This is a genomic window from Serratia sp. BIGb0163 (assembly GCF_024809935.1).
Lineage (GTDB): Bacteria > Pseudomonadota > Gammaproteobacteria > Enterobacterales > Enterobacteriaceae > Serratia > Serratia quinivorans.
Genome location: NZ_JANUDZ010000005.1, coordinates 217,013 through 236,344, shown reverse-complemented (window position 1 = coordinate 236,344; position 19,332 = coordinate 217,013). Strand labels below are relative to the sequence as shown.

The 19,332-nt window shown below is 51.7% G+C and carries 18 protein-coding genes; 15 read left to right on the top strand and 3 right to left on the bottom strand.

The window, feature by feature from the left end; genetic code table 11:
• Positions 1-179: 179 nt before the first annotated feature.
• From M2406_RS18295 to M2406_RS18270, 6 genes are all read left to right on the top strand, one after another.
• Positions 180-401: a hypothetical protein gene (locus tag M2406_RS18295; protein ID WP_004947462.1), complete on the top strand. Its 222-nt coding sequence runs from the start codon at positions 180-182 to the stop codon at positions 399-401.
• A gap of 204 nt (positions 402-605) precedes the next feature.
• Positions 606-1,028: a hypothetical protein gene (locus tag M2406_RS18290; RefSeq protein WP_259190975.1), complete on the top strand. Its 423-nt coding sequence runs from the start codon at positions 606-608 to the stop codon at positions 1,026-1,028.
• A 68-nt stretch (positions 1,029-1,096) separates the two neighbouring features.
• Positions 1,097-1,420 carry a copper-binding protein gene (locus tag M2406_RS18285; RefSeq protein WP_012146079.1) on the top strand — a complete coding sequence of 108 codons (324 nt, stop codon included), beginning with the start codon at positions 1,097-1,099 and terminating at the stop codon, positions 1,418-1,420.
• Between the two features lie 10 nt (positions 1,421-1,430).
• A complete protein-coding gene (locus M2406_RS18280) occupies positions 1,431-2,690 on the top strand; it encodes a TolC family protein (RefSeq protein WP_017893529.1) in 1,260 nt (419 codons plus the stop codon).
• On the top strand, positions 2,687-4,138 hold the full coding sequence (locus M2406_RS18275; RefSeq protein ID WP_259190974.1) for an efflux RND transporter periplasmic adaptor subunit: 1,452 nt from the start codon (positions 2,687-2,689) through the stop codon (positions 4,136-4,138). Before M2406_RS18280 ends, M2406_RS18275 begins: the two co-directional genes overlap by 4 nt.
• Positions 4,135-7,254 carry an efflux RND transporter permease subunit gene (locus tag M2406_RS18270; RefSeq protein ID WP_012146076.1) on the top strand — a complete coding sequence of 1,040 codons (3,120 nt, stop codon included), beginning with the start codon at positions 4,135-4,137 and terminating at the stop codon, positions 7,252-7,254. Before M2406_RS18275 ends, M2406_RS18270 begins: the two co-directional genes overlap by 4 nt.
• A gap of 47 nt (positions 7,255-7,301) precedes the next feature.
• Here M2406_RS18270 and apbE read toward each other — a convergent pair whose 3' ends face one another.
• A complete protein-coding gene (gene apbE, locus M2406_RS18265) occupies positions 7,302-8,333 on the bottom strand; it encodes an FAD:protein FMN transferase ApbE (protein WP_259190973.1) in 1,032 nt (343 codons plus the stop codon).
• A 157-nt stretch (positions 8,334-8,490) separates the two neighbouring features.
• Here apbE and M2406_RS18260 point away from each other — a divergent pair, with 157 nt between their 5' ends.
• On the top strand, positions 8,491-9,603 hold the full coding sequence (locus tag M2406_RS18260) for an SLC13 family permease (protein WP_259190972.1): 1,113 nt from the start codon (positions 8,491-8,493) through the stop codon (positions 9,601-9,603).
• A gap of 45 nt (positions 9,604-9,648) precedes the next feature.
• On the opposite strand, the gene pepT is transcribed toward M2406_RS18260, so the two are convergent.
• Positions 9,649-10,881: a peptidase T gene (gene pepT, locus M2406_RS18255; RefSeq protein WP_259190971.1), complete on the bottom strand. Its 1,233-nt coding sequence runs from the start codon at positions 10,879-10,881 to the stop codon at positions 9,649-9,651.
• 214 nt (positions 10,882-11,095) lie between these two features.
• Here pepT and M2406_RS18250 point away from each other — a divergent pair, with 214 nt between their 5' ends.
• The 8 genes from M2406_RS18250 (at position 11,096) to M2406_RS18215 (ending at position 18,179) form a co-directional block, all read left to right on the top strand.
• Positions 11,096-11,992, top strand: coding sequence for an endonuclease/exonuclease/phosphatase family protein (locus tag M2406_RS18250; RefSeq protein ID WP_259190970.1), 897 nt, complete (start codon positions 11,096-11,098; stop codon positions 11,990-11,992).
• 516 nt (positions 11,993-12,508) lie between these two features.
• A complete protein-coding gene (locus tag M2406_RS18245; protein WP_041418640.1) occupies positions 12,509-12,793 on the top strand; it encodes a hypothetical protein in 285 nt (94 codons plus the stop codon).
• A gap of 76 nt (positions 12,794-12,869) precedes the next feature.
• On the top strand, positions 12,870-13,577 hold the full coding sequence (locus M2406_RS18240; protein ID WP_135345117.1) for a 2OG-Fe(II) oxygenase: 708 nt from the start codon (positions 12,870-12,872) through the stop codon (positions 13,575-13,577).
• A gap of 24 nt (positions 13,578-13,601) precedes the next feature.
• Positions 13,602-14,318 (top strand): 2OG-Fe(II) oxygenase, encoded by a 717-nt coding sequence (locus tag M2406_RS18235; RefSeq protein ID WP_012146070.1) that lies wholly within the window; start codon positions 13,602-13,604, stop codon positions 14,316-14,318.
• A 44-nt stretch (positions 14,319-14,362) separates the two neighbouring features.
• Positions 14,363-16,318: a carbamoyltransferase C-terminal domain-containing protein gene (locus tag M2406_RS18230; protein ID WP_259190969.1), complete on the top strand. Its 1,956-nt coding sequence runs from the start codon at positions 14,363-14,365 to the stop codon at positions 16,316-16,318.
• A complete protein-coding gene (locus M2406_RS18225) occupies positions 16,315-16,878 on the top strand; it encodes a GNAT family N-acetyltransferase (protein WP_012146068.1) in 564 nt (187 codons plus the stop codon). The genes M2406_RS18230 and M2406_RS18225 overlap by 4 nt, the downstream gene beginning before the upstream one ends.
• Before the next feature lie 36 nt (positions 16,879-16,914).
• A complete protein-coding gene (locus M2406_RS18220) occupies positions 16,915-17,871 on the top strand; it encodes an MFS transporter (RefSeq protein ID WP_259190968.1) in 957 nt (318 codons plus the stop codon).
• A complete protein-coding gene (locus tag M2406_RS18215) occupies positions 17,835-18,179 on the top strand; it encodes a hypothetical protein (protein ID WP_259190967.1) in 345 nt (114 codons plus the stop codon). The genes M2406_RS18220 and M2406_RS18215 overlap by 37 nt, the downstream gene beginning before the upstream one ends.
• A gap of 45 nt (positions 18,180-18,224) precedes the next feature.
• Here the strand turns inward: M2406_RS18215 and flk are convergent, their stop codons facing one another.
• A complete protein-coding gene (gene flk / locus M2406_RS18210) occupies positions 18,225-19,253 on the bottom strand; it encodes a flagella biosynthesis regulator Flk (RefSeq protein WP_012146066.1) in 1,029 nt (342 codons plus the stop codon).
• Between the last annotated feature and the right edge of the window lie 79 nt (positions 19,254-19,332).

Here is a 19,332-nt window from a genome sequence, read left to right as displayed (position 1 = left end):
CTTTTCGCGGGCTTTTTAATGCCTGTCGATCCTGCCGGTTGGCCGCTCGGAGTTATCTCAAATTACATCTTCTGACGGATCATTAACGCTTCGTTCAGCCTTTTGCGCATACAATGGCTCAATAGCGCGAATATCACTCGGCGTAGCATTTCAGAGTGACCGAACATTGAGGCAATAGTATGAAAAAGTTAATTGCAGTTGGGCTGCTGTCGGTATTTTTGGCTGGGTGCGCGACTGAATCACCTTGTGTCCCGGTCTATGACGATCAGGGGCGTTTGGTGCACACCAACACCTGCATGAAAGGCACCACTCAGGATAACTGGGAAACCGCAGGCGCTATCGCCGGTGGTGCAGCGGCGGTTGCCGGTCTGACGCTGGGTATTATCGCGTTAACCAAATAACCTTCCGTCGGTGAGTTTCCCCGTATCAAGCCCAGCCTCCGCGCTGGGTTTTTCTTTGGCTGAGACACCGCCGGTTGATTGATATCAAAGTATTTTTATTTCCAGTCAGTTGGCAAACACGGCTTTGTCAGCGGGTGTAAATTCCATTCCTGCGCAAGCGCTTGGCCGATATACTCCGGCTATCCCACACTCTGGAATCACCTGATGTCGGCTTTGGCGTCCATCTCTTTATCCATGCACCGTTTGCGCTTCGCTAAAAAGCGGGCCTGTGCATGGCTATTGGTCGTCAGTTGGCTGTTGTTGAATACCCAATTGGCGTTGGCCAGCCATAATTGCAACCTGCAGTTCAGCGGTGAAGCCCCCATGGCCCAGCATATGATGCATATGCAAAACAGCCTGCCTTCGTCAGACCAGATGCAAACTCAGGGGCCGCTGTGCGAGAAGCATTGTGTCCCTGAGTCCGCTCAACAGGATCATGCCAGCCTGACGTTAGCCGCCTTGCCGGTCAGCAGCGAATTGGCCGTTATTGCTCTTTCCCCATTAATTTCTATCCCACTTAACACCTGGCAAACGCCACCGATAACAGGTCCGCCGGCGGAGATTGTTTTCTGCCGGTTCCGTGAATAGCTCTGACAACCGCTTTGCCGTCCCTGACGGCCACCCGCGTTTGTTAACTATTTAATGGAGTACCCGTTATGCGTAATTTATTTGCCGCTGTACTGATCACCCTGTTTTTCTCCTCTGCCGTCAGCGCCGCCGATATGGCGATGCAGCATTCTGCCGTAAAACCTACCGTCGAAATCCATAGCCAGGGCGTCATCAAGGCCTGGGATGAGCGCAAGGTATCCATCGCACACCAGGCCATTCCGGCGCTCAACTGGCCGCCCATGACCATGAGTTTCCAGCTCCCCTCATCGCCATCGCTCACCGTACTGCCTGTGGGAACGGCGGTTGATTTCAGCTTCCTGCCGGTCGACGGCGGTTATCGGCTGATTGCTATCGCAACCGCTCGGCAATAACGGAGGCGTCATGACCATTATCCTTTCTCACCCTTTACGGGTGGGCTGGCTGCTGCTTGCCTGTTGGGCACCGGCCAGCCTGGCAGCGGAATTGACGCTGCAACAATCGTTGACGGCGGCGGAACGCTATTCGGCGGAACTTTCGGCCAATCGGCATCAGGTGAATGCTCTGGAGAACATGGCGGATTCGGCGATGCAATTGCCCGATCCCAAACTGAAGTTCGGGATTGAAAACGTGCCGGTGCAGGGTGGCAACGCCCGGCGACTCACCCGTGAAGGTATGACGATGGGGCGGGTCGGCATCATGCAGGATTACGTCAGCAGCACCAAACGCCAGCGCAAGGCGGATACCCTGCGTGCCGAAGCCAGCCAGACGGATGCCGGCAGCGCTACCATCCGTGCCCGTTTGCAGCAGCAAACTGCGCAGGCGTGGCTGGAACTGGCGCTGAGCCGGCAAACCTTGCGTGACGCCACCGCACTGGTTACGGAGAGTGAACGCCAAATAGCCACTCAGCATGCCGGTGTGGCCGGTGGCGGCACTCCTGCCAGCGGCGTGCTGGACGCCAGACTGACGCTGCTGGCCATGCAGGACCGCATCAGTGAGGCGCAGCGCGACGTTGCGGTAGCGCAGGCACGCCTGACGCAACTGACCGGTCAGGCAACCACGGACACTGCCGGGGCAATGCCACGCTTTGAACGTTTGCCGGCCGACAGCGACGTCTTGCGCCAGGCAATCAAACAACATCCTGAGGTGCAGCAGGCCAGTCGCGAGGCCGACGTGGCCAGGGCGCGTTCGGCACAGTCAGAGGTGGCGGCCATACCGGACGTGGGGGTTGAGGTGTATTACGGCAAGCGCGCCGACGATTATGAGGATCTGGCCGGGGTGATGTTTACCGTTGATCTGCCGCTATTTCGTTCGCAGCGGCAGGATAAAGACTATGCCGCTGACGTGTCCCGCAACATGGAGGCCAACGATCGGCTGACGTTGCTGATCCGCGATCATCAGGCGCAGCTCGACACGCTGTTGGCACAGTACCAGGCGGCGCAGGCGCAATGGCAGCGACAGCAGCAACAGGCGATCCCCCTGCAGCAACAGCGAGTGACTTTGCTGTTGGCGCAATATCGCAGTGGAAAAAGCGACTTGTCTGCGCTGCTGGAGGCACGGCGGGCGCTGCTCGACAGCCGCCTCAGCGCCGGTAAAGCCGCCCGTGGACTGGCGCAGATTTGGGCTGCCATCCGCTATCTCACCCCTCAGGAGGCAATGCAATGAGAATGCCATTTAAGCTGGCGCTGTTAGCGGCGTTGATCGGCGGTGGGCTGGCCGGGTATGGGTTGGGTTCGGCGGGGGAGGCCGCGCCGCAGGCAGACAAAACGGAACGACAGGTACTGTATTGGTACGATCCGATGATGCCTGCCCAGCGCTTTGATAAACCGGGGAAATCCCCCTTTATGGATATGCAACTGGTGCCGCGCTATGCCGATGAGGCCGAGATGCAGGGCGGTGTGACCATCAGTGCGCGCCAGCAGCAGAATCTGGGGGTACGTATTGAGACCGCTCAGTTGCGCGCGTTGGATCAGCAGCTTGACGCTTTTGGCAGCGTAGCGACGGATGAGCGTGGGGTGCAGATTATTGCCGCCCGTGCCAATGGGCTGGTGGAAAAACTCTATGTCCGTGCCAGCCAGCAGCAGGTGAAAAAAGGCCAGCCGCTGGCACAGTTGTGGATCCCGGAGTGGAGTGCGGCGCAGCAGGAGTATTTGGCGATACGGCAACTGGGCGATCGCGCATTGACCGCCGCCGCCCGCCAGCGGTTGCAGCTGTTATTTATGCCCGAGGCGGTGATACGGCAGGTTGAGCGCACGGGGAAGCCCGAGCCACGTATTAAGATACTGGCGCCGGAGAGCGGATATGTGAACAAGCTAAGCGTGCTTGAGGGCGCTCAGGTGACCGCGGCGCAGGGGTTATTTGAGCTGGCGAGGCTGGATCCGGTGTGGATCGTGGCCGACTATCCGCAGGCGCAGGCCGGGTTACTCAAGGTGGGCGACAAGGTGCAGGCCGCTTCTGCCAGCTGGCCGGGGGAAAGGTTTGCAGGCGAGGTGAGTGAACTGCTGGCCAATGTCGATCCGCTAACCCGCACCTTCAAAGCGCGCATTCTGTTAAAAAATCCTCAGCAAAGGCTGCGGCCAGGCATGTACCTGCAACTGACGCTATCGCAGAACGCCGTCGGCAAACCGGTGCTGGCAATCCCGCAGGAGGCGCTGATAGATAACGGCGATCGTAACCGGGTATTGGTTGCCGAAGGTAACGGCCATTTCACGCCGGTGGAGGTGGTGGCCGGGCGCGTACAGGATGGCTGGGTGGAGATCAAACGCGGGCTGAGCGCCGGGCAACAGGTGGTGACCTCCGGTCAGTTCCTGATCGACTCCGAGGCCAGTATGCGCAGTGCCTTGCCGCAGATGGCGGCACAAACCGAAGTTAAACAGTATCAGGCCGAAGGGGTGATTGAGGCACTCAATGGCGACACCATGACGTTGTCCCACGGACCAGTGCCGGAATTGCAGTGGCCGGCGATGACCATGGATTTTGCTCTGCCGCCGGGGGGATTACCGGCAGGCATCAAGCCTGGCGACCGGGTAAAAATTCACTTTAGCGTCGACGACAGCGGTTCACATATCAGCCAGGTTCTGCCGATCAATGCCGGGCACGGAGGCCACTTATGATTGCATTCGTGATCCGCTGGTCGCTGCGCAACCGGCTGCTGGTGTTATTGGCCTCGGTGTTGTTGGCCGGTTGGGGTGTGTGGGCACTGCAGAAAGCGCCGCTGGATGCGCTGCCGGACCTGTCCGACGTTCAGGTCATCGTCCGTGCCACTTACCCAGGCAAGGCACCGCAGGTGATTGAAGATCAGGTCACTTATCCGCTGACTACCACGTTGTTGACGGTGCCGGGGGCCAAAACGGTGCGTGGTTTTTCCATGTTTGGCGATGCCTACGTCTATGTGCTGTTTGAGGACGGCACCGATCTTTACTGGGCGCGTTCGCGGGTGCTGGAATCGCTCAGTCAGGTGCAATCCTCATTGCCTGAGCAGGTGAAGGTGGCGCTGGGGCCGGATGCCACCGGTGTGGGCTGGGTTTACGAATATGCCCTGGTGGATAAAACCGGCAAGCACAGCCTGGCCGACCTGCGTGCATTACAGGACTGGACGTTGAAGTTTGAGCTTAAAACCGTCCCTAACGTGGCAGAGGTGGCCAGCGTGGGCGGTATGGTGCGCCAATATCAGGTGGTGTTGGACCCACAAAGCCTGCGTGCGTTGAATATCACCCATCAACAGGTGGTGACGGCCATTCAGGACGCCAACCAGGAAGGTGGCGGAGCGCTGCTGGAAATGGGCGAGGCGGAATACATGGTGCGCACCTCGGGCTACCTGAAAAAACTCAGTGATTTTGCCAATGTGGTGATCACCGTGCGCGATGGCGTGCCGATCCTGCTGTCGCAGGTGGCGACGCTGCGTGAAGGGCCGGAGATCCGTCGGGGCGTGGCGGAACTGAACGGGGAAGGGGAAGTGGCGGGCGGCATTGTGGTGATGCGCTACGGTAAAAATGCGCTGGAAACCATTAACGCGCTGAAGGTGAAACTGCAGGAGGTTCAGCGGACGCTGCCGCCGGGAGTGGAAATCGTTACGGTTTACGATCGCTCTCAGCTGATTGAACACGCCATCGAAACCCTGTCCCACAAGCTGCTGGAAGAGTTTATCGTGGTGGCGCTGGTCTGCACTCTGTTCCTGTTCCATTTCCGTTCGGCGCTGGTGGCGATGATCACGTTGCCGCTGGGTATTCTCGGTGCCTTTGTGGTGATGCATTATCAGGGGGTGAACGCCAATATCATGTCGCTGGGCGGGATAGCCATCGCGATAGGCGCGATGGTGGATGCGGCGATCGTGATGATCGAGAACATGCATAAGGTGCTGGAGCAGTGGCGACAGCGTCATCCAGGGCAACAGCCGACGTCAACGGATTACTGGCGCATTTCGGAGCAGGCGGCGGTGGAAGTGGGGCCGGCGCTGTTTTGCAGTTTGCTGATTATCACGTTGTCCTTCATTCCGGTCTTCACCCTGCAGGCGCAGGAAGGGCGGATGTTCTCTCCGTTGGCCTACACCAAGACCTACGCCATGGCGGTGGCGGCCGGGCTGGGCATTACGTTGGTGCCGGTGTTGATGGGTTACTTCATCCGTGGCCGCATTCCCGATGAGCATGCCAACCCGATCAACCGCTGGCTGATTCGTTGCTATCAGCCGGTGCTGGCGGCGGTGTTGGCACGCCCGAAAACCACGCTCGGGGTTTCGTTACTATTGCTGCTGTTGACCCTGTATCCGCTTAGCCGGTTGGGCAGCGAATTTATGCCGCAGCTCGATGAAGGCGATCTGTTGTATATGCCATCGTCATTGCCGGGCATGTCGGCACGCGAGGCCAGCAGGCTGTTGCAACTGACCGACCGGTTGATCAAAACCGTGCCGGAGGTGGCGACGGTATTCGGCAAGGCAGGGCGGGCGGAAACCGCTACCGACCCGGCGCCGCTGACCATGCTGGAAACCACCATTCGTTTCAAGCCGCGTGACCAATGGCGGCCAGGCATGACCATGGACAAATTGGTGGCGGAATTGGACAGCGTGGTCAAGGTGCCGGGCATCGCCAACGTCTGGGTTCCACCCATTCGCAATCGGCTGGATATGTTGGCCACCGGCATAAAAAGCCCGGTCGGCATCAAGGTCAACGGCAATAACATGGCCGATATCGAACGGATTTCCGGGCAGATTGAACAAGTGGTGAAACGGGTGCCGGGCGTCACCTCGGCATTGGCAGAGCGCATCACCGGTGGGCGCTATGTGGATATTGATATCGACCGTCAGCGGGCTGCGCGCTATGGCGTCTCGGTGAAGGAGCTGCAATCGATGGTGGCGACGCTGGTGGGCGGTGAAAACATTGGCGAAACCATTGAGGGCCGGGCGCGCTATCCGATCAATGTGCGTTACCCACGCGAAATCCGTGATTCGGTGCAACAACTGCAGGCATTGCCGGTACTCACGGCCAGTGGAGGTCAGGTGCCGTTGTCGATGTTGGCGGATATTCGGGTGACCGAAGGGCCGCCAATGCTGAAAAGTGAAAACGCACGGCTCTCCAATTGGATTTATGTCGATCTGCGCGGACGCGATCTTAAATCGGCGGTGGAAGAAATGCAGCAGGCGGTCGCGCAGCAGGTGCGGTTACCGGCCGGTGTCTCTTTGAGCTGGTCCGGACAGTTTGAATATCTGGAACGCGCCAGCGCCCAGTTGAAAATCGTGCTGCCGGTGACGCTGGCGATCATTTTCGTGCTGCTGTTTGTCACCTTCAGCAACGTGCGCGATGCGCTGTTGATCATGGCGACGCTGCCTTTTGCGCTGATCGGCGGCGTGTGGCTGCTGTACCTGCTGAACTACAACCTTTCGGTGGCCGGGGCCGTCGGTTTTATTGCCCTGTCTGGCGTGGCGGCGGAGTTTGGCGTGATTATGGTGCTGTATTTGAACCATGCGCTGGAAAAACACCGTCAACCGGGGCAACCGTTAACCCAACAACAGCTGATGGCGGCCATCAGCGAGGGGGCGGTACTGCGCGTGCGGCCGAAAGTAATGACCGTCGCCACCATTATGGCCGGGTTATTACCGATCATGTGGGGCGATGGTGCCGGCTCGGAGGTGATGCGGCGCATTGCGGCACCGATGATTGGCGGCATGGTCAGTGCACCGCTGCTGTCGATGCTGGTGGTCCCGGTGGTGTATTTGTTGTTGCACCGTAAGGGATGATGGAGAGGGGGCGCGGTATGCTGCGCCCCTTAATACCGAACCAGAAATTACTTTACCAGGAAGGCTTTAAACTGCGGCGTCATCACGGCGCTGAATCCCTCGTCGGTTTTGCTGATCAGATAGACCGCCAGCCCTTTTTCCTGCGCCAGTTTCAGGGCCTTTTCCGTCCCCAGCACCATCAGTCCGGTATCCCAACCGTCGGCTTCCAGCGCGGTCGGGGCGATCACCGTGGCGGACACCAGACGGTGGGTTATCGGCCGGCCGGTGGTGGGATCGATCACGTGCGAATAGCGCTGGCCATCCTGTTCGAAATAATTGCGGTAACTACCGGCGGTACTGATGCCATAACCTTGTAAATCGACCAAAGCCTGTACTGCATTTTCGCGGTCGGTAGGCTTTTGGATCGCCACCCGCCAGGCTTTGCCCTGGCCGTTAACGCCGCGGGAGGAAACCGCACCGCCAACCGAGACCAGATAGTTGGTGATGCCGTTGCGCGCCATCAATTGCACCAACTGGTCAACACCATAGCCTTCACCCAGCGTTGAGAGATCGACATACATTTTAGGCAAGTCTTTTTGCAGCCATTCGCCGTGGTTGTCACCGATCAGTTTGAGGTGCTGCAAGCCGACGTTCTTTTGCGCCGCTTCTATTTGTTGTTGGCTCGGTACCTTGACCACTCGCTTATCCGGGCCGAAGCCCCACAAATTGACCAGCGGGCCGACGGTAATATCCATTGCGCCCTGAGTGTCGCGGCCAATGCGTTGGGCCATCAGGATAATGTCCGCCATGCCGCGTGGGATCGGCTGTGGCTCTGTGCTGCTGCTCTGATTAAAGCGTGACAGCACCGAATCATTGCGATAGGTGGAGATATCGTCGTTGGCGCGTTCCAGCACGGCGTCGATCTGCTGCTGTAACTGTTGTTTATCGACTGCCACATCACCGCTGACCTTGACGCTGTAGAAGGTGCCCATGGTTTTGCCGTCGATGTCCATTTGCGGGCGGGTATTCTGGTCATTACAGGCGGTCAGCAAGCCGAGCGTCATGCTCAGTAACAGCCCTTTGGCGAAAACGTTAGCCATAAAGAAATCCTTCAAATCTGGGAAAGGCGCTACAAATAAAGCAAAGTGCGGCGAATGAAAAGCAGATAAAGGTAAAAGAGCATTTTACTGGCGTTGCCGTCGCGCTTGGGCTAACTTCTGGCTCCTGATCCCCGGTTGTTTTTTAGAAGCGCTCAACATGAGTTCAAATTCCCTGGTCCGGCTGTTCCAGCCGTTCCTGAAAGATCGTTTTTTACATATTCTGCTGGTGGCCGGCGTGCTGATGCTGGCTATTAATCCGCAACAACTGCCTGCGCTCAGCGGTTTTATCGACTGGCGCACCATTATTACCCTGCTGGGATTGATGTTGCTGACCAAGGGGGTTGAGGTCAGCGGCTATTTTGACTTTATTGGCCGCAAGATAGTCAATACGCTGCATAGCGAACGGCGGCTGGCGCTGTTTCTGGTGTTTTCAGCCGCGCTGTTGTCGTCATTCCTGACCAACGACGTGGCGCTGTTTATCGTTATTCCGCTGACCATCACGCTAAAAAAACTGTCTTCGCTGCCGATTAGCCGGCTGATTATCTTTCAGGCGCTGGCGGTCAATGCCGGTTCGCTGCTGACGCCGATTGGTAACCCGCAGAATATTTTGCTGTGGAGTAAATCCTCGCTGTCGTTTCTGGCCTTTATTGCCCAGATGGCGCCCTTTGGTGCGGCGATGCTGGGTAGTCTGCTGCTGTTGACCTGGTTCAGTTTCCCGGCGCGGGAGATCGTTAAAGCCCCACATACCGAAGGCTACCCTTACCAGCGACGTCTGTTGCTGAGCTGCGTGGCACTGTACGTGATTTTTCTGCTGTGTCTGGATATCGATCTGCCGCTGTACGGCCTGTTGGCGGTGTTCGCCGGTTTTTTACTGTTGGCACGCCGGGTGTTGTTGCAGATTGACTGGAGCCTGATTTTTGTCTTTATCGCCATGTTTATCGATGTGGGGCTGTTCACCCGACTTGAGGCGGTTCAGCCCTGGTTTGCTGACATCGCCAGGCTGGGCGAGGGCGGTATTTATGCCCTGGGAATCGGTCTGTCGCAGGTGATCAGCAACGTGCCGGCGACCATTTTGCTGCTTAACTACGTGCCTTCCAGCCAACTGTTGGCCTATGCGGTCAACGCCGGTGGCTTTGGCTTGGCGATCGGTTCACTGGCTAACCTGATTGCACTGCGGATGGCGGGTGAGCGAAAAATCTGGCTGAAATTCCATTACTACTCGCTGCCACTGCTGGCATGGAGTGGTTTGCTCGGCTGGTTGCTGGCTTAAGAGCGATATTTCTACTTGAAATACCGCTCTCCTCTGGCGCGTCTGTTAGCCGCGTGCGGCCAGCAAACAGATGCTGCGGGTGACCTGATAGGACTTCACAAAGGCGCTGACCGGTAGAAATTCAAAGCGCGAATGGAAATTGTGCGCACCGGTGAAGTAATTGGGGGTCACCAGCCCGCGGCTGGATAACGCCGCACCGTCGGTACCTCCGCGCATCGGGATCACCTTTGGTGGAATACCATGGGCGGCGAGGGCGCCGAAAATCAGTTCGATGGCGCGTTTATCTTCACCGATCGAGTTGCTGATATTGCTGTAGATATCCGTGACGCTACAGCTTACCCTGGCACGCGGATAGTTTGCCGCCACCTGCCGCACCACTTCCTGAATGCGCTCTTTACGCGCATTGAAACTCGCCAGATCAAAATCACGGATCGACGCTTTTAGCGTGGCGAGGTTGGCGTTGGCCGTCAGGTCGTTGAACCAGAAATAACCTTCTCGGCCCTCGGTATGCTCCGGCGTATCCCGGCTGTCGAACTGATTGATGATGTCGTTGGCGATAAGAATCGGGTTGATCAGCACATTCTTGGCCGACATCGGGTGAGCGGTCACCCCCTCGATGCGGATTTCCGCTGCCGCGGCGTTGAAGTTTTCATACACCACTTCGCCCAGTTCGCAGCAGTCGATGGTATAGGCGAAGTCTGCGTCAAAGCGCGCCAGATCCAGCGCCTTGGCACCGCGCAGGCCAATCTCTTCATCCGGCACAAAGGCCACCAGGATATCGCCGTGACGGTCGGTGGCACTCAGGTTAGCCAGCAGGGTCATCACTACCGTCACCGCCGCCTTGTTATCGGCGCCGAGTACGCTGGTACCGTCGCTGAAAATAATCTCTTCATTCGGGTAGGCCAGGATCTCCGGGTGCTCGGCGGTGCGCAACCAGATGTCATGCTCTGCGTTCAGGCACAGATCCTGGCCGCTAAAGCGCAGGCGCTGCGGGTGAATATCTGCCGACAGGCCGACGTCCACGGTATCGATATGGGTAATAAAACCGATGCGCGGCGCACCGGGCTGGTTGCCGGGTTTACGTGCGGTAACGGTGGCGTGCTCATCAATTTGCACATCAGTCATCCCCAATTCGCGCAGTTCGGCTGCCAGCAGTTTGGCCATATCGTGCTGACCCGGAGTACTGGGCAGGGCTGTGGCGGCGGCATCGCTCTGGCTGGTTACCGCCAGATAACGGAAGAAACGTTCGGTGAGCTGTTCGGCTATGGCGCTGGTCATGCGGGATCCTCTCGGTAAGCGGTCTATCGGTTTTAATGGTAAATCAGCCGGTTGTCCAATGGTGCAATGCTTTAGCCGTCGGAATGCGAGACACCGCGCAGAATAAAAAAATAGCGGGGCAACTAGGAAATAGTCGCGGGTAACTACGGCAAAATCGTTGTTAGCTCTGGGGTGCGGATGCCCCAACAACAATCTGAATGCTAAAGGAGAATTCATGCGCTCACGTCACGCTTTGCTTATTTCTTTGTTATCCCTGGGAATCTCTCAGACTGCCTGGTCTTCCACCGACGGTGGCCATGCCAACAGCAACGCCAATAGCCGCGAAGTGGCCAGCGCACTTGGCGGCCTGAAGAACAAAACCTATAGCCTGGAGCAGGCACCGAAGATCCGCGTAGCCAGCTTCAATATTGCCGCCGGTAAAGTCAGTGATATGACCGCCATCGCCAAGGCGATCAAGGCGATGAACGCTGACGTGGTGGCGCTGCAGGAAGTGGACAAGCTGACCGGCCGCAGCGGCAAGCTGGATCAGGCTGAGGAACTGGCCAAACTGACCGGTATGCACGTGGTTTTTGGCCGCGCGATTGATTATGACGGCGGTGAATATGGCTTGGCGTTCCTGTCAAAATATCCGCTGTATGACAGCAAGATTTACCCGCTGCCCTCCGGTCAGCGTGAACAGCGCATTGCCTTCAGCGCCCAGACCGACGTGCCCGAGTTTCCGGCGCCGATTACGCTGATCAACACTCATTTGGATACTAAAGAAGATCCGGCCATGCGTTTGGAGCAGGTGCGTGAGTTGAACGATCGCACCATCGAAATGCGCGGTATCAAGCTGCTGTTTGGCGACATGAACGACGTTCCGGGCAGCGTTACCTGGACCGAACTCAGCCGCTACTGGAGCGACATTATGCCTGCCGCGCAAGATGGCCGCAGTTGGCCGGCGGAAAATGCGGAAATCAAGGTCGACTACATCTTTAGCGGCAATGCCCAGCGCTGGCATCTGGACAGCCTGACGGTGCCGAACGCCAGCGGCGACTGGAACGGCATTCACTGGCCGGCGGTCAGCGATCACCTGCCGGTGGTTGCCGAACTGCGGCTGACCGAGCAGTAATTTAATCGAAAACGGCGTTGTCAGCTTAAAGAGCCGTTATGGTTGGGCGACACAAGGGGGGTTACTCTTGTGTTGTCTCAAGCAGTGTTATTTGAATGAAGTATAAGATAATTCTTACCATTTAATCGTAACTCAATGATATGTTAAAATTTATTTAACTTTCTGATTTGTTTTATCTCTCATTACCAATTTAATAAACTCAATTACTTTCAATGAATTAGGTTTGTTGAAACAAAAATAACCTAAAAATTTGCTATTTTTGCCATGTTAAAATACATTAAATAAAGTGATTTTTAAATATAACCAGTGTTAATGTTTAAGGCTTGATAAGCATTGAACGATAACCTATTGATATGATTTATTTCTATCTTCAATTTTATGATTGATTAATTACCATAAAATTTCATTATTTATGACTCCGTCATTCCATATTAAGTTTAGATGGCATGTGAAAATAGCCATCTAATCCTGGCGTAGCAATACGCATCCTTGATAAAAAGTAATTGGAGGTATTTAGTGGAAACAAACAACATTTATACGTCTCAACTTACCAGCAAGGAACTAGAAGCTTCATTTTCAACATTAAGAGATAAGTTGAAAATGTTGAAAGAAACGCTTTCAGATGAAGAAGGCGAGGTGTTCTCAAAGATTATCAAGTCAGCGGGAACTCATCTTTCATCACTTCAACAGTCAAATCAGGCGGAAGATAAGTTTAGCTATATAAAACCTATCTCCGCCGCAGCCAGTGTCAAGGTCAGAGAGGATATTATCGCACTCTCCGATGAGCTGGAAGTCCATTAGTTTAAATGTTTTTAAATTATGAAATATATAGCGGTGCGGTTTTTACATTCCGCTATATATTTTTTGAGGCTTTAATATGATAAAAACATCTGAACCAGCAAATATAAATAATAGGCTTAATGCTTTTAAAAATACGTTATCCGAGCAGGAAAGAGAGCATTACAAGTTACTCCTCTCCCTTGCTTGCGGCGAGTTATTGGGTAAAAGTGATAAACAGGATGTTGAAAATTCTGCTTTGAAAGCGACGCTGCAGTCTTTGGCTGAGCTACAGCCACATCACGATAGGGTTACCGTTAATGGTATAGCCTGGAAAGGACGGCCGGATTTTTTGTCCGAAGAGCTGTTTGCTGCATTAAATGAAGAGTCTAAAGAGCTTTATCATTTATCACAGAGATTTGATGACCATTTAGTCTCAAGCGGTGGCATAATTGCACGGCAAGTTGGTTTTTCAGAACAGCTAATTGATCAAGTTAAAAAGTATGCAGGCAACATCATTCCTACAGGAAAGACAAATTATCTTTATTACAATGAGAAAGGAATGGGGATTGATCCACATATAGATAATGCCGAATTCCCAATGAACGTGATAATGATGTTAGATCATAAATCCGAGTCATCACCATCCGCGTTGATACTTTATCCTACCGATCAAGAACCCGTTCGTATCTATCTGCAACCAGGGGAGATGATTATATTGTTTGCTGATAGCATTCTACATTCAAGAGAACGAATGAAAGTAAATGAAGAGGTCAGAATAGTCGCATTTGGATTTCAACCCGTATAACTTAAACTGAATGGTGAGGGAAATATGAGTGAGCATGTTGAAAGTATCGTGGAAAAATTAAAAGCCTTCAACTCTACCCTATCAGAAGCCGAACAGGCGAATTATAAATTATTACTGGGATTGGCGGCAGGCGGTTTGTCTCCAGAGTTTAATTTACCCATTGAGAAAGACGAAACTGATGCGTTTAATACAGTGACTGATTGTTTGGCTAAATTACAGCCTTACAGCAATAGAATCTCACCCAATGGAATTGCTTTTCGTGGCCGTCCTGATTTCATGACAGATGAACTGTTGCATTCTCTGCAACATGAAGCCAGGAGTATAAGGAAGGATGCGGTTGATAATAAAGACCACTTTCTGGGGTGTGGTGCGCCGATTGCTGATGAGTTTTCTAAATCAACAAAGCTGACAGAATTTGTCCGCTTGCATGCCGGAGAGGTTTTACCCACAGGGATTGCAAGTTTTATCTATTACGACAAAACCGGTCAAGGAATAAACCCGCATATTGATACTGACATTTTTTCGCTCAATGTTTTGTTGATGCTTGAACATACCAACCCAGATGATACGGGGTCTTGCCTGGTCGTATTCCCTTCTCATTCTGAACCAGAGCGAATAAATCTTAAGCCAGGAGAGTTGGTTATCATGTTTGCCGGCAGCATAACCCATGGGCGAGAGCATATAAAAGAAAATGAAAGAGTTACAATTTTGACATTTGGTTTTCATCCTTTGGGAATTTAAATTAAGTCACTACCAATATAAATAAATTAATGGTGGGTCACAACATGAGAAAAGTCACGCTAGGTATTCATCTTGGTCATCATTCTTCGTGTGCTGTGGTTATCGATGGAAAATTAATGGCTGCCATGCAGCAAGAGAGGGTCACTCGCAGGAAGTATGACGGTCGACCCTTTTTCAGCAACGATTTGCCGATTACTCAATGCCTGAAGCTTGCTGGGGTTGAGTTGAAAGATGTTACTGATATTATTTCATCATTGCAGTCTGTTGCTCCAGGGGGCGTAGGATTAAGACATCCTTTGGTGCAGCCAGGCTTTAACTTGTTTGACCCTTGGGACAAACGACATAGGGTTATTTCTCACCACCTTGCTCATGCAATCTCTGCATTTGGTTGTTCTGGTTATCCAGATGCCAGTATTTTGGTCGTTGATTTGGCTGGTTCTTCAACGGAGTCAGGGCAGGATTTTGTGATGTCATTTTCTGATTATTACAATAATGCCACTGATAATAAAGTCAGGGAGAATTTAGTCTTAAAGACAGAGTGCCTGTCAATTTACACTGTCGACAAAAATGGCTATTCATTATTGGAAAGAGAGTTTTGTACTCCTCATCCTACCCCAGATGTATTCATTCAAAATGCAGCAAGTTTATATGATAATGTCGCAAGGAGTGTCTTTGGCAGTGAGAATGCTCATGGCCAGTTAATGGCGTTGGCTTCATTAGAGAGTCATACGGGAAATGAAGACGTTAATGTTAATGAATTGATAGCTGACATTGATGGCCATATAGAGTTTCGTAATGGTTGGCAGGAAAGATTCACTATCAATAGTGACCCAATTAAAAATATTCCCTTGGCAAAACTGACACAAAATGCTTTGCAAAGTACGTTATTCTCCTACGCAAGAAGAACCAGGCAGCTTGGCCATTCTGATAATTTTTGTGCTGCTGGGGGTGTTTTTCTAAATATACTATCTAACTCTGAGGTTTTTGATAGTGGCATATTTGAAAATTGCTACTTTCCGAGTTCTCCGCATGATGCGGGCATTTCTATAGGTTGCGCTTTTTTTGGTCAGAGAATATGGGAAACTCCTAATCTGGAATATCAAGAGAATTATAGTACAGATCGGTTGGGTACAGATATTCTTGAACCTGATATCAATGCTGCTTTGGGGCATCATTCACTGTTTATCACGGATAATGGCAAGCAGACACCAAAGAGTATTGCCAAGTTATTGCAAGAGGGAAAGATAATTGCTCGTTGTGCAGGACGCGCTGAATTTGGCCCAAGAGCATTAGGTGGACGTAGTTTACTTGCTTCACCGTTGTTGGAAGAGTCTAAAGTTAGATTGAATAAAATTAAAAAAAGACAAGACTGGCGACCTGTTGCTCCGATTATACAAGAGGATAAAATTAATGATTACTTCAACGGTCCGACGATCAGCCCTTATATGAACTATGTCCATTATATAAAGGATAATCACGTTTCTTCGTTGAAGGCACTGGCTCATCCGGATCGTTCCACGCGTGCGCAAACACTGTTAAAAAGTACGGATCCCACGCTTTATGAAGTCATGTCATTTTTTAACGATGAAACTGGCTATCCAATATTAGTCAACACCTCCCTCAATGGCGGCGGCGAACCTATTATCGACAGTGCTGAGGATGCCATTACTTTCTTTAGGCATAATGATGAAGTCGATTTATTACTTCTGGGAGACCGCCTTATATCCAGAAATGAAACCCATTGGTTGCAGATTTTTAAGGCAGGACACTCAATTAAATTGAGTGATGGCACATTAACCAATATTATTTTTTCTAATGGACAGCGATATGTTTTCTTTATCAAAGGCCGGCTGTCTGCGAGTGTGAGTTTGGATATCTTTGATTCAATAAACAAGAATGGTGGATTGTTGTCTTATGACTTACTCGAAAATAACAGTGATTCTGTCATTAATTCTCTGTTTACAGTCATGATGTTAGGGCTAATGGAGTTCGAATCGTGAGCTTTAAACTAATTGAACCTATAACATCAGATTTATATATACTGGAACCTTTAGAAAAATGGCATGCGCATGGCATGTATGCGGGATTGTGTATTGATGATGATTATAAGTTTATACCTTCCGAACCCCCGAAAACGTTGGGTGAACTGGAGTCTCGCTATGAGCGAGTATCTCAACGCTATTCGGCGGATAAAAAGGAAATATGGTTAAATTGGGTCATTATAGATCGTGAGTCTGGTCAATATCTGGGGTATGTCCAGTCGACAGTTATGATTGATAAAGGCTGGGCATATATTGCTTACCATGTATTTAGTCAATATCAGAAAAAAGGCGTGGCAAAACAGTGTGTGTCTATGCTGGTGGATTTCTTATTCAATAATTATAAACTGTCTCATGTCGATGCATTGATAGATACGCGCAATATTGCTTCCATTGGTTTAGTGGAGTCTCTGGAACTTAAGAAGATTAATGAATTGAAAAATGCAGATTTTTTCAAAGGATCTACAAGTGACGAGTTTCATTATAGAGTGTTTGATAGGGAATGGGCTGCGAAGAACTAAGACTTTAACGTTAATGAATATAGCTATGGGAATATTATGAAAGAGAAAATATCACTATGGCAAAATGGAACGTTCAATAAGCTATGGCTTTCTCAAATACTAACTCAAGTAGGCGCTGAGGTTTCCCTGTTCGCCTTGCCCATCTTTGCGATAATGCAATTGCATATAACGCCAATACAAATGGGGTATTTAGTGTTTTCAGAACAGTTAGCTCCGATCGTATTAGGGATTTTTTCTGGAATTTTAATTGACCGTCATAATCCATTGAAAATTATGATAGCCAGTGAGGTTTTTTGCGCGCTAATATTACTTTTTATTTTTATGTCATTTTACTTTTCCCATGCGAATTTTTATACTTTGGCTATCTCTGCATTCCTGTTAGGTACGGGTAAGTTATTTTTTGATGTTTCGTACCGCAAGCTGATTCCTGCTTTGTTTCATCCATCTGAAATAATTCAGTGCAATGCAAAATTGGCGAGTGCAAATTCACTTTCTGAATTGTTGGGGCCGGTTATTGCAGGTTGTGTGATAAAGTTTTTTTCTGCAGCCGATGCTTTGTTTTTTAACATTATTTTCTTTATTTTTTCATCGTTGTTTTTGTTACCGTTGAAAAAATTAAAAATAAATCTGGCAATAGATAATGACAAACGGAAGGGCGGTATTAGTTCGGTTTATGCAGGTTATCAATTTGTATTTAAAACACCGTTATTAAGAGTAATTACTCTAAGCGGCGCTATATGGAATTTTTGTTATGCATTAATTTATACAATATTTATATTTTACGCTGTAAATCAATTGAAGATATCACCTTTAATGCTTAGTTTGGTGTTTATTCCTGGCGCTTTGGGGGTCCTGGTAGGGGCATCAATAATACCATTAATGATAAAAAAATTTGGCTATGGTAAATCACTATTATTTGGTGTTGGTTTGACCGTTGTCTGGGGGCAATCCTCAGTTTGCTACAGCCGGTGGAAAGTGCTGTTTTTGCTATAGGTATTGCATTCTTTTTCTTTGGATTAGGACAAACTATTTTTAATGTCATTAATGTTTCTATTAATCAAATAATTATCCCCCCGCACCTGATCGGTAAAGTCATCGCTTCTTTAAAGGTTTTATTCTGTATTACGGTCCCCTTGGGGGCTTTGGCCAGTGGTTACCTGGCCGAGGCACGCTCCCCGCGCGAGGCGATATTTATCGCCACATTGGGCCTGATGTTTTCAGCCTTTATTCTTGCACTGCCGCAGGTGCGTCAATTCAAGCTTGAAGCCTCCGAGCACCATACCCAGTCTGGCCTTGGATAAGGGTTATCCGCTGGCCAGGAAATAGGTTGCCGGGAAGTCAAAAAGTTAAAACACCAGCGCCAGTACCAGGGCCAGCACCAGAATAAACAGGATAAACGCCACGGCCGGTTTGCTCAGCGCTTTTTGCAGCGGTTGGGGCAGGGCGGCAATCAGTGGGTTGAGCAACGGCTGCGGTTCGGCGTGGCTGCCGGACAGCGGCTGTGCCGGGCCGGTCTTTTCCAGACGACGCGCAAACAGCTGGTTGATCAGGTCGCTCATCTGCGGATGGGTCAGCGGTGCGCCGGCATTGCAGTGAAAACGTGACTGACAGTAGTCATTCAACTGTTGCTGCTCCTGCGGATCCGCAGGATGTTTCAGTGCGGCCAACAGATTGTTCAGCGTCGGTGCGGTTTGTGGACTCAGCGCTACCTTCACCTGCAAAAACTGATTCAGCAGTTGGAAATGACGAGCCGGGAGCGGATCGTTGGTTTTGACCCCGCTGAGATCAAACAGCGTCTGCCAAATTTTGACCGGTGATTCGCCGGTGGCGGCGCTCAGCTTGGTCACCTGCAGTTGCAAGCTCTGATGTTCGGCAGGCAACAGCGGACGATCGCTGGTGGTGGTTTGTTGCGGGAGCGGGATGGTCAGGCTGCCGGTCTGCAACAGGTTCAGTACCTGCTGCAACTGCGGGTGGCTCAATTGACTCAGCACCGTATGGCCAAACTGCTGGCGAATAAAGTCGCTGACGGCCTGGCGGTTATTGCCCTGCGGCAGCAGATCGGTGAGTTGCTGCAACAATTGGCGGTTGGCATGGCTTTGCTGCACCTGTGCCAGACGGTTTTGCAACAGTTGCTCGGCCGGTTGGAAATGGCGTGCCAGTAGCTCACTGTTGTTGTCCGTTTGCAGGTCATGACGCAGCGTGACCCAGATCTCTGCGGACTTGGCCGGGCTGAGCGCCATGATCTTGACGACCAGCTTCTCCAGCGTCGTGCGTTGTGCCGGGGAGAGCGGGCTACCGTCAGTGGTGGTGGTTTTGTCCGGGCTAGGGGAACGATCGCTGGCGATCGGGGTGCCCGGTCCACTCAAAGGTTGCATATCACCTGTCCTTCGCTGTGTAGAAAATCGTCGTACCCGGCGAAAAGCGCAGGATTGTTCTTATGATACCTGTAAACGG

What these genes read in the sequence shown, in the direction of transcription:
- M2406_RS18295 (WP_004947462.1), top strand. Translation starts at nt 180, where the DNA reads ATGAAAAAGTTAATTGCAGTTGGGCTGCTGTCGGTATTTTTGGCTGGG.
- M2406_RS18260 (WP_259190972.1), top strand. Translation starts at nt 8,491, where the DNA reads ATGAGTTCAAATTCCCTGGTCCGGCTGTTCCAGCCGTTCCTGAAAGAT.
- M2406_RS18220 (WP_259190968.1), top strand. Translation starts at nt 16,915, where the DNA reads ATGAAAGAGAAAATATCACTATGGCAAAATGGAACGTTCAATAAGCTA.
- M2406_RS18240 (WP_135345117.1), top strand. Translation starts at nt 12,870, where the DNA reads ATGATAAAAACATCTGAACCAGCAAATATAAATAATAGGCTTAATGCT.
- M2406_RS18275 (WP_259190974.1), top strand. Translation starts at nt 2,687, where the DNA reads ATGAGAATGCCATTTAAGCTGGCGCTGTTAGCGGCGTTGATCGGCGGT.
- M2406_RS18230 (WP_259190969.1), top strand. Translation starts at nt 14,363, where the DNA reads ATGAGAAAAGTCACGCTAGGTATTCATCTTGGTCATCATTCTTCGTGT.
- M2406_RS18285 (WP_012146079.1), top strand. Translation starts at nt 1,097, where the DNA reads ATGCGTAATTTATTTGCCGCTGTACTGATCACCCTGTTTTTCTCCTCT.
- M2406_RS18270 (WP_012146076.1), top strand. Translation starts at nt 4,135, where the DNA reads ATGATTGCATTCGTGATCCGCTGGTCGCTGCGCAACCGGCTGCTGGTG.
- M2406_RS18250 (WP_259190970.1), top strand. Translation starts at nt 11,096, where the DNA reads ATGCGCTCACGTCACGCTTTGCTTATTTCTTTGTTATCCCTGGGAATC.
- flk (WP_012146066.1), bottom strand. Translation starts at nt 19,253, where the DNA reads ATGCAACCTTTGAGTGGACCGGGCACCCCGATCGCCAGCGATCGTTCC.
- M2406_RS18235 (WP_012146070.1), top strand. Translation starts at nt 13,602, where the DNA reads ATGAGTGAGCATGTTGAAAGTATCGTGGAAAAATTAAAAGCCTTCAAC.
- apbE (WP_259190973.1), bottom strand. Translation starts at nt 8,333, where the DNA reads ATGGCTAACGTTTTCGCCAAAGGGCTGTTACTGAGCATGACGCTCGGC.
- pepT (WP_259190971.1), bottom strand. Translation starts at nt 10,881, where the DNA reads ATGACCAGCGCCATAGCCGAACAGCTCACCGAACGTTTCTTCCGTTAT.
- M2406_RS18280 (WP_017893529.1), top strand. Translation starts at nt 1,431, where the DNA reads ATGACCATTATCCTTTCTCACCCTTTACGGGTGGGCTGGCTGCTGCTT.
- M2406_RS18290 (WP_259190975.1), top strand. Translation starts at nt 606, where the DNA reads ATGTCGGCTTTGGCGTCCATCTCTTTATCCATGCACCGTTTGCGCTTC.